Source organism: Actinomyces sp. oral taxon 170 str. F0386, assembly GCF_000195595.1.
Lineage (GTDB): Bacteria > Actinomycetota > Actinomycetes > Actinomycetales > Actinomycetaceae > Actinomyces.
This window is the reverse complement of record NZ_GL882545.1, coordinates 1-8,418: the sequence shown is the minus strand read 5'-3', so window position 1 is coordinate 8,418 and position 8,418 is coordinate 1. Positions and strand designations below refer to the sequence as shown.

The following is an 8,418-nucleotide window of genomic DNA, read 5'->3' as shown; positions in this document are numbered from 1 at the left end:
TCGGCCTCGCGGGTGGCGGCGTAGGCTCCGCGGGCGACCTGGCCGCCCATGGCGCTGGCGGCTCCGCCGGCGACCGTGGTCAGGGCGGCAGTGGTCAGGTCCAGGGCGATCTCGGCTGGTGTGTGGGTGGACAGGTATCGGGTCACTGTGCCCTGGGGGTCGCGCATGAAGGCGGCCGCTCCGCGGGCGGAGCCGAGCACGGTGGCCACGCCCATGCCGACCTCGAAGGCCAGACCGAGCGTGCCCCCGGACAACAGGATCATGGCCTGATGTCTATCGGTGCTGGCTAGGTTCCTGCGGTGAGGGGTGCTCGACGGCGGTGCTGCGGGTGTTGGCGTGGGGGCCTGAGTGTTCACCATTGGTTGAGGATGGTGGGGTAGGTGTCGGGGGTGCCGAAGGTGAAGATGGCTCCGTTGGCCACGGGAGCGGCTCGGGTGGCTAGCTGGGGGGCTCGTTGGGAGTGGGGTGAGTCGGAGGCGAAGAACATCTTCCAGCCGGGCAGGTATCTGTAGGGCGGTGGAGTGGCAGAACGTGGGCGCTCTTTGCGGGTTAGGGTTCCGATGATTCCGGGTGTGAAGGTGTTGGCGGTGGTGTGCATGAGGGTGTCGGCTAGGTCTTCGCTGGTATCCAGGGCGACCCCGAGTTCTTCTCCGATCATCAGTACAATGCCGGCGTCACCTGAGGCGGGCCTGTTGAAGCTCAGTGTGAGCTTGTTGCCTTGGCCGATCTGGCCTGAGAAGGCCGGTGCCAGGCCGAAGTCGGGGAATCTGGAGGTGGCTTGGGCGTCGCGGATGTAGTGGAGGAGGTAGTCCTGGGTGATGGGTGGCGACTGCTCGGCCTCCTGGGGGCTTTCGGCGGTGGGGCGCCACAGGTCCAGGGAGGGGTGCAGGGGCCTGACCTGCTGGATCCACTCCCACACGCGTCTGCCTTCCGAGACTGGGTCGCCAAGAGCCCGCCGTTTGAAGCTGAGGTCCCATCTCATGGTTGTCTCCTTTAGTGGAAGTACTGGGGGTACTCGATGTAGGGGTCGTGCTCTGTGTGGTTGACCCACTGGTCGATGACCTGTTGTGGTGTGATGTCGGGGGTGAGAACGGTGTGTCCGTCAAAGACGGTGGTGGTGAACCAGAGCATCAGATTTGGGTCGGGGTTCAGTGAACGGACCCAGGCGGCGATGTTGGCCGCCTCCTCAAAATCTAGTCCGCTGGCAGAGATCAGTCGATTGTCTTTGAAATGGCTGATGATTGTTGACGGCCCTTCTGGATTAAGAACGATGTCGGCATCTGTTATGTCTTCCTCGCTCCAGCGCAATGCTCTGCTGTCTGACCATTTTCTTGACCCTTCATAAAGAAAAGTGTCGACATCGACAATAATGTGTCCTGGATTGATGGCTGGGTAGAGGTAGTTGACGCCCATGATGTATTTGATATATCAAGTGCTCGGGCAGTCGCCGTAAGAGTCACCATTGGTTGAGGATGGTGGGGTAGGTGTCGGGGGTGCCGAAGGTGAAGATGGCTCCGTTGGCCACGGGAGCGGCTCGGGTGGCTAGCTGGGGGGCTCGTTGGGAGTGGGGTGAGTCGGAGGCGAAGAACATCTTCCAGCCAGGGATGTAGTTGTAGGGCTCTGGGGTGGGGTTAAGAGGGTGGTCCTTACGGGTCAGGGCTCCGATGGTGTTGGGGGCGAAGATGCTGGCGGTGGTGTGCATGAGGGTGTCGGCCAGGTCCTCGCTGGCATCCAGAGCAGCCCCGAGCGCCTCCCCGATCATGAGTCCGATTCCGGCGTTACCGGGGTTGGGCATGTTGAAGCTCAGCTCGAGCTTGTTGCCTTGGCCGATCTGTCCTGAGAAGGCCGGTGCCAGGCCGAAGTCGGGGAATCTGGAGGTGGCTTGGGCGTCGCGGATGTATTGGAGGAGGTAGTCCTGGGTGATGGGGGGTGCCTGCTCGGCCTCCTGGCGGCTGTCGGCGGTGGGGCGCCACAGGTCCAGGGACGGGTGCAGGGGCCTGACCCGCTGGATCCACTCCCACACCCGACGTCCCTCCGAGATCGGGTCCCCAAGAGCCCGCCAGTCAAATACGAGACTCCATTCCATGATGATTGTCCTTTCCTCGCGGTGCTGATTGACTAAGATGTTAGTTGGGTGGCGTGTAGAAGAGCTCGATCTCGGCAGGGAACTTTCCCGACTTCTGCCGCTTGAAGAGCTCGTCGAAGGTTTCTTTTTCTGCGATGTGCCATTGGATGGGGGTGTCGGTTCCGGTTGAGCGCACGGCCTCGACCTGTTCCTTACCTATATCGATGAGTCCTTTCTTTTCCTTGATGATCTTTCCTTTTGTCTCGCTGTATCTTTCGGGTGTGGTAAATGGTTCGTCCGACCAGTCTGATTTGATGCGGAAGGCGTAGCCGGGTCCTTTGGCGTCGACGAGGGAGAAGCCGTCGTAGCCGTCGAACTCTTTACCGCCAACATAGTAGGAGTGCTCGATGGGGACTCCGGTGACCTGTTCCTCGTAGAGTTGGGAGCGGGCGGAGCCGTAGTTCTTTCCCTTGCCCCACAGGCCGGGGCCGCCTTCGGATCGCCCGGGTCTGGGGGTGCGCAGCCCGGGGTAGTGGATGCCGTTGCGCGGGCTCCACATGCCGGCGCTGGCTGCGCCGGTTTCGTCTCGGGCGAGCCTGCGTGCGTTTCGGACGTATTGGCGCCATGCGGCTCGGTCGGTGCGCCACAGCCAGGCGGCGTACTCGGCCTCGCGGGTGGCGGCGTAGGCTCCGCGGGCGACCTGGCCGCCCATGGCGCTGGCGGCTCCGCCGGCGACCGTGGTCAAGGCGGCAGTGGCCAGGTCCAGAGCGATCTCGGCTGGTGTGTGGGTGGACAGGTAGCGGGCTACCGTGCCCTGGGGGTCGCGCATGAAGGCGGCTGCCCCGCGGGCGGAGCCGAGCACGGTGGCCACGCCCATGCCGACCTCGAAGGCCAGACCGAGCGTGCCCCCGGACAACAGGATCATGGCCCCGGCGAAGAGCATCAGCCCGAGCTTCTGCTCCCAGCTCAAAGACTCCCACGCCGCCCCCAGCGCATCAAGAAGCCCCGCCAACCAGTGCGCCGAGCCCTCGCCCAGGCTATCGGCCATGCTCTGCGTGAACCCGGGAACCAGGACGATGACGAGAACACCGGCCACCACCGCGCACAGCCCCGCGAGCCGCACCCTCCACCACTGCTCCGGCGCCGGATCCAGCTCGGTGCGCGCCGCCTCCTCCCGCGCGATCCGCAGCTTCGTGGGCGTCGTCAGCAGCAGCCTCGGCTCGCGGAACGCGGCCGCCTCCATGAGCGTCATCCACGCCCACCGCCACTCGACGCCGACGACGGAGACCAGGCAGGCGCCGTCGGCCAGGAATCGCCCGAAGGCGTTGCGCGGCACTCCTGCCCAGACGCGCCACCGCCACGGCGCCCAGCGGTTCCCGTAGTTGCTGCTCTCGACGAAGCTCACGTACCCGCCGCCCCACAGCGTGCGGCTGTCGATGACCCAGGCCAGAGCCAGCATCAGCAGAAGAATGACGCCACGTCCGTGCCCGTGGCCGGTCAGCGACGCCGTCGCCCCGATCGGCCACGACGGCGCCTCGCCTCCCGTCTGCAACCACATCACGTAGTCGGAGGCGTTGCGCCCCATATGGTCGACCACCGCCACCCACCAGGTCCACAGCGGGACCAGCAGAGCGAGAACCTGCAACACGGCCCTGTACCCACCGCGATGCACACGGCCGCGGCGCCATAGGGCGATCCCCAGCCCGATCGCCCCGGCCACCAACCCGGTGACGACCGCGTGCCCGGCGTAGGGGAAGACGTTCCCGGCAACCCCGGAGAACGGGTTCAGGGAATAGGTCGTGGCGCCGTTGCACTCCACCTGTCTCGCTCCGCCCTTGGGGCAGAGGAGACTATCCAGGAGGCTGCCACTGCCGGTCAGGAGCGCGATACGGCGGGTGACCTCCTCGACCGTCTCGAAGGCGGCGCCCGCCGCCGCTCCGAGAACGATCCAGTCGCTCACCAGAAGACGGCGTACCCGCCCCGGAGCGGCCAGGGCGAGAATCGCCAACGGCGTCAGCTTGAGAACCTCCTCCACCACGGAGGCGACCACTATCGATGCGGCTGTATCAGACGGGGTGACGCCGGCGACGCTGCAGACCCACAGACTCACCATCGCGATGAGCAGCGCCAACGGCATCCCGGTGGCGAGCACCCCTGAGGTCAGCGCCCAGGAGACGGTCTTGGCCCGAGCCAGGGCGAACCAGCACACCACCAGCCACAGGCATCCGATCCAGGCCCCCAGCGCGGTGCGGAGCGTCGGCGAGGCCACCACGGCCACAACGAGGACCAGCAGCGCGAACCAGGTCGCAACGGCCCGCACTCGGCGCAGCGCCAGGAAGATCCGGGACCTCGACGTACGGTCTCGCAGCCGCTCCCACCACTCCTGCCTCGGCGGTGCATCTGCCCCCGGTCCGGCCGCAGTCCCCGGAGCAGCAGTGGTCGTCATGGCCGGAGCAGTCGGTTGGACAGGTGCCGTTGCGGGCTGCGGCTGGTGGGCGGCTCCCTGGATGGGCGGCGGCTCGGAGGCTCTGCCGGAGTCGGGCATGCGACCGTAGGCGGCTGTCTGCGCGCGACCGACCACCGGCCCCGCGGGCGGGACGCCACCATGACTCTGGGGTGGTGTGACCCCGTGTGCTGCGGGCGGTGGAACGTGGCCGGAGGCCGCCGTCGGCTGTCCCACCGCAGGATGGCCTGATGGCTGTCCCGCTGGCGGTTGTCCCGCCGCCGGCGTCCTGTCCCGGCCCTCTTGCTCGGGCGGGCGCCGAGACGCCGGCCAGATCCGAGGAGGCTCCCCGGAGCCCGGGCCCGGAACGTTCCCGTAGCCGTCACCGTTCAACTCCTACTCCTCCCCTTCATGGCGCCATGCAGTGGCGTCACCATTTTGTTACCAATCGGTAAGGAGAGGGGCGAGTTCGTCAACCTCTTGCGGGGAGGGAGGGGGTGCGCCGATGGGAATCGCCGGTGCTTCCAGAGCTACCCTTCTCGGATGGGGCGTCCGTCGCCTGCGAAGCACCTTCCGGCGCCACCCCTGACATTCGTCAACCCTCCTCCACTCCTTCAACGCCCAGGACATGACCCGCACGACCTCACCACGCAGCCCCGGCAACGGCCTCTTCGCCTCCCTGAGATTCCACAACTACCGGATCTGGTTCCTGTCCGCCCTCGTGGCCAACACCGGGACCTGGATGCAGCGCGTGGCCCAGGACTGGCTGGTGCTGCGCGTCCTCACCCACGACTCAGCCTCCGCCACCGGCCTGACCACGGCCCTGCAGTTCCTCCCCATGCTCCTGTTGTCGGCCCACGCCGGACTCGTCGCCGACCGGGTCGACCAGCGCAAGTTCCTCATCCTCACCCAGAGCGCCATGGGCCTGGTCTCCGCCGTCGTCGCCATCGATGTCCTGGCCGGCACCGCCCGCCTCTGGCACGTCTACCTCGCCGCCTTCCTCGGGGGCCTGGCCGCCGCCTACGACGCCCCGGCCCGCCAGACCTTCGTGGCCCGGATGGTGCCCGCCGAGCACCTGTCCAACGCCGTGGGTCTCAACTCCGCCTCCTTCAACGCCGCCCGGCTCCTGGGGCCGGCACTCGCCGGAGTCGTCATCACCTGGGTGGGTGCCGGCTGGGTCTTCGCTGTCAACGCCGCCACCTTCCTCTTCCCGGCTGCGGCTCTGGCCGCCATGCGCGTGAGCGAGCTCGTGGACATGCCCCGCGCCCAACGCGCCGCCGGCCAGCTCCGCGAGGGCCTGGCCTACCTGCGCGGCCGCACCGACCTCATCGTCATCATCTCCGTGGTCGCGGTCGTCTCCATGCTCACCCTCAACTTCCAGGTCACCATGGCCGCCACCGTGCGCACCGTCTTCCACCTGGAGTCCGACGCCTACGGCACCGTCTCCTCGGTCTTCGCCGTCGGCTCCCTGTCCGGGGCCCTGTGGGCGGCCCGACGCCGCAACCCCCGCCTGCGCACCGTCGTGGCGGCGGCCTTCGCCCTGGGGGTCTTCTCCCTCCTGCTGGCCGTCATGCCCACCTACCGGACCTTCACGATCATGACGATCCCGGTGGGCCTGTGCGTCCTCACGCTCCTGACCAGCGCCAACCAGACCGTGCAGATGACTACCGAGCCCTCCATGCGCGGCCGGGTCCTGAGCATCTACATGATGTTCTTCCTGGGCTCGACACCGGTGGGCGCCCCACTCATCGGCTGGGTCGCCGATGAGTGGGGCCCGCGCGTCGCGATCGCGGCCGGCGGCCTGAGCGCCGTCCTCGCCGCCCTGGTCGCCTTCGCTTGGAGCTACAGGCACTGGAACCTGTCCCTGCACTACTCCTCGACCCGCCCCTACCTCAGGGCCGCCCCGAGGACACCGGAGACACCGTCGCGGGCCCCGGAGTTCGAGAGTCGGAGCGACGACGCCGACTGACGGAGCCGATCGAGCGGCCGGTCGAATGGCCGGGCGAGTAATACGCACGCTACCCCTCGCGCATCTCCCTGGCACCGGGGAGTCCTCCCCAGTTGCGAATCGGCGCGCTGTCAGGAAATGTTGCCGGACATCGCAGAACGCCGATTATCCTTGCAAGGAGCGCAGTCCGGCGGGGCCCTACTCGGGGCTCGGGCCGCCGGGTTAACCCACCTCAAGCAGGAGTCCGCTTCATGAGCGAGTTGATCGACACCACCGAGATGTACCTCAAGACCGTCTACGAGCTTGAGGAGGACGGCGTTCCGCCGCTGCGCGCCCGCATCGTCGAGCGCCTCGACCACTCGGGCCCCACGGTTTCCCAGACGGTGGCGCGCATGGAGCGCGACGGTCTCATCAAGGTCGCCGACGACCGCTCCCTCGAGCTCACCGACGAGGGCCGCAGGCGCGCCACCGACGTGATCCGCAAGCACCGCCTCGCCGAAAGGCTCCTGCTGGACGTCGTCGGCATGGACCGCCGGCTCGTCCACGAGGAGGCCTGCCGGTGGGAGCACGTCATGAGCGAACAGGTCGAGGAGCGCCTCGCCGCCATCCTCGACGACGTCTCCGTGGACCCCTTCGGCAACCCCATCCCGCCGCGGGCCGCCGAGCACCCCAGCCCCTCCACCGACGAGGTCAGTGTGGACCGTCTTGCCGGCCGAGAGACGGTCGCGGCCGTCGTCAGCCGTATCGGGGAGCCGATCCAGGCTGATGCCGAGCTCATCACCACTCTCGAGGACGCGGCGATCACGGCAGGGGCCCATGTGGAGCTGCGTGTCAGTGCCGGCGGGGTGCGCCTCGTCGGGCCATCCGGGGATCCCGTGGTCCTGGCCGACGACATTGCCCGCCACCTCTTCGTCCGGCGCTGAGTGACGAGGATCGGCCGCCCTGTCAGAAGTCTCAAGAAACTCTGAGAAAGTTCTGTGCAGGCATGAGGTTTTACTGGCGTCTCGCGTCCCGGTATGTGGGATGCGAGGCGCTGCTTCGTGATCCGGAGTGTGGTCGGGCGGTCCTGTTGTGGTGGAAGTGCCACTGAGGAGGAGATGTTGGGGGCCTGGCGATGAGCCCGATAGGACAGTGTGATTTTTCCGCATCATCCCAACGTTTTGCTCGGCGATGTGCGTGCGTTCCGGCGGACTGAGGTCCCTGGAGCTATATGGAGGAATCCGAAAGGCGCTCCAAAGTGTCTCGGCTCACAGCAGTGTGCGACACCTGGCCGTGACGAAGCGTTGGTCTGTCATGTAGCGTTCAGGTCGTCGCCGCAGGCAACCGTCTCGGTGGCGTCTCGGATCGGGGCCTAGTCCTGCCGCTCGGTCTGAGGCACGTGGAACCAACAACTCAAGTGGCAGGAACGGGGGAACCAACCACCGGCCACTCGGGCAACCAGTCCGAATGACCTTGGGGTGAAGCCCGCATCCGCGGGCCGGGCGTCTCCAGTCCGAACCCGACAGCTCACCTCGTCGGCCCAACAGGAGAAAGCACTCATGTCCTCACGCACCATCGCACGTCACCGCAAAGCCACCCGCGCCCTTACCCCACTGGATGACTTTGCTCCCACCGCGCGCCGAGGTCTGGCCGTCGCCGCGTCGTCCGGTCTTGCCCTGACCATGATTGCCTCGGGTGCCAACGCCGCCGGCCGCACCGAGGTCACCTCCTCCTCCACCGGAACCATCGAGGCTTCCGGCGTGACTCCCGGAGTCGGCATCCTTGCCGCCAACGCCCGTGAGGCGCTGGCTGCTCGCCAGCAGATCACCATCTCCCAGGCCAGCTGGGTGACCGAGGCCGCTCCGCAGGTCGAGGCCGTCGCACCTGCCGCTGCCGCCCCTGAGGCTCCCGCCGCCCCCGAGGCGCCTGCCGCTGAGGCTCCGGCCGAGCAGAGCGCCGACGACGCCGGCGCCGCTGCGGCTG

Annotated in this window: 6 protein-coding genes, 2 pseudogenes and 1 riboswitch; of the genes and pseudogenes, 3 read left to right on the top strand and 5 right to left on the bottom strand. The window is 67.3% G+C overall.

What is annotated here, in order from left to right; all coding sequences use genetic code 11:
* The 5 genes and pseudogenes from HMPREF9056_RS10130 to HMPREF9056_RS10110 all read right to left on the bottom strand — a co-directional run.
* Positions 1–263, bottom strand: a pseudogene (locus HMPREF9056_RS10130) (hypothetical protein); the annotation flags it as partial.
* Positions 264–352: 89 nt separating this feature from the next.
* On the bottom strand, positions 353–982 hold the full coding sequence (locus HMPREF9056_RS10125; protein ID WP_009404853.1) for a hypothetical protein: 630 nt from the start codon (positions 980–982) through the stop codon (positions 353–355).
* An 11-nt stretch (positions 983–993) separates the two neighbouring features.
* Positions 994–1,413: a hypothetical protein gene (locus tag HMPREF9056_RS10120; RefSeq protein WP_034514427.1), complete on the bottom strand. Its 420-nt coding sequence runs from the start codon at positions 1,411–1,413 to the stop codon at positions 994–996.
* 43 nt (positions 1,414–1,456) lie between these two features.
* Positions 1,457–2,086, bottom strand: a complete 630-nt coding sequence (locus HMPREF9056_RS10115; protein WP_009404851.1) for a hypothetical protein — start codon at positions 2,084–2,086, stop codon at positions 1,457–1,459.
* A gap of 40 nt (positions 2,087–2,126) precedes the next feature.
* Entirely contained in the window at positions 2,127–4,511 is a 2,385-nt protein-coding gene (locus HMPREF9056_RS10110; RefSeq protein WP_009404850.1) for a hypothetical protein, read from the bottom strand.
* 625 nt (positions 4,512–5,136) lie between these two features.
* Here HMPREF9056_RS10110 and HMPREF9056_RS10105 point away from each other — a divergent pair.
* The 3 genes and pseudogenes from HMPREF9056_RS10105 to HMPREF9056_RS10095 all read left to right on the top strand — a co-directional run.
* On the top strand, positions 5,137–6,477 hold the full coding sequence (locus HMPREF9056_RS10105; RefSeq protein WP_009404848.1) for an MFS transporter: 1,341 nt from the start codon (positions 5,137–5,139) through the stop codon (positions 6,475–6,477).
* 230 nt (positions 6,478–6,707) lie between these two features.
* Positions 6,708–7,379 (top strand): metal-dependent transcriptional regulator, encoded by a 672-nt coding sequence (locus HMPREF9056_RS10100; RefSeq protein WP_009404847.1) that lies wholly within the window; start codon positions 6,708–6,710, stop codon positions 7,377–7,379.
* A gap of 456 nt (positions 7,380–7,835) precedes the next feature.
* Positions 7,836–7,991: riboswitch (cyclic di-AMP (ydaO/yuaA leader) on the top strand.
* 3 nt (positions 7,992–7,994) lie between these two features.
* Positions 7,995–8,418: pseudogene (locus HMPREF9056_RS10095) on the top strand (hypothetical protein); the annotation flags it as partial.

Bases quoted from the DNA above. Each gene is read 5' to 3' on its own strand.
- HMPREF9056_RS10120 (WP_034514427.1), bottom strand. From the start codon at position 1,413: ATGGGCGTCAACTACCTCTACCCAGCCATCAATCCAGGACACATTATT.
- HMPREF9056_RS10110 (WP_009404850.1), bottom strand. From the start codon at position 4,511: ATGACGACCACTGCTGCTCCGGGGACTGCGGCCGGACCGGGGGCAGAT.
- HMPREF9056_RS10105 (WP_009404848.1), top strand. From the start codon at position 5,137: ATGACCCGCACGACCTCACCACGCAGCCCCGGCAACGGCCTCTTCGCC.
- HMPREF9056_RS10100 (WP_009404847.1), top strand. From the start codon at position 6,708: ATGAGCGAGTTGATCGACACCACCGAGATGTACCTCAAGACCGTCTAC.
- HMPREF9056_RS10125 (WP_009404853.1), bottom strand. From the start codon at position 982: ATGAGATGGGACCTCAGCTTCAAACGGCGGGCTCTTGGCGACCCAGTC.
- HMPREF9056_RS10115 (WP_009404851.1), bottom strand. From the start codon at position 2,086: ATGGAATGGAGTCTCGTATTTGACTGGCGGGCTCTTGGGGACCCGATC.